The 513-nt window shown below is 24.0% G+C and carries 2 protein-coding genes; both read left to right on the top strand.

Annotated elements, in window-relative coordinates:
• The coding region (locus CLLU_RS18580; RefSeq protein WP_242977762.1) for an aspartyl-phosphate phosphatase Spo0E family protein at nucleotides 1–189 on the top strand (189 nt) is incomplete at its 5' end.
• 107 nt (nucleotides 190–296) lie between these two features.
• Nucleotides 297–440: an AgrD family cyclic lactone autoinducer peptide gene (locus CLLU_RS18575; protein WP_106011224.1), complete on the top strand. Its 144-nt coding sequence runs from the start codon at nucleotides 297–299 to the stop codon at nucleotides 438–440.
• Nucleotides 441–513: the final 73 nt, after the last annotated feature.

The raw sequence follows: 513 nt of genomic DNA, 5'->3' as shown, positions 1-513 counted from the left end.
AGTAAGGATATAGTATGTATGGAAAAACTATTAGAAAAACTATTAGAAAAATTAAGAGATAAATTAAATAAAATGTTGGAATCAGATAAATATACAACTGATGAGATACTGGAAATAAGTCAACAATTGGACAAGCTTATCGTTTCATATTATAAATCACATAAAGAATCAGATTATAAACAAAATTAATTTTATCCTATTATGCAGGATAATTGAAACTTTTATAGAATAAAAATTAATAAATGGAATTAAGATACATAAACCTTAATTTCAAAGAATTATAGGAGGTTATAAAAATGAAACTTATCAAAGATTATCTTCTAAAAAAGTCCATGAAAATGGTAGGTTCTTTAGCTTTATTTCTAGGTGCACTCGTATTGTTTCCAAACTCACTTATCAGTGGTCAACAACCAAAATGCCCTGATGAACTTTTAAAGTAATTAAATTAGGTTTTTCTATAGATTATTTATGAATATATTTATGGAAAAACCTAAAATATATATAGGAGTAAAA

It is taken from the genome of Clostridium luticellarii (assembly GCF_002995845.1).
GTDB lineage: Bacteria > Bacillota > Clostridia > Clostridiales > Clostridiaceae > Clostridium_B > Clostridium_B luticellarii.
The sequence above is the reverse complement of the archived record's forward strand: the minus strand, read 5'-3'. Positions and strand labels throughout refer to the sequence as shown.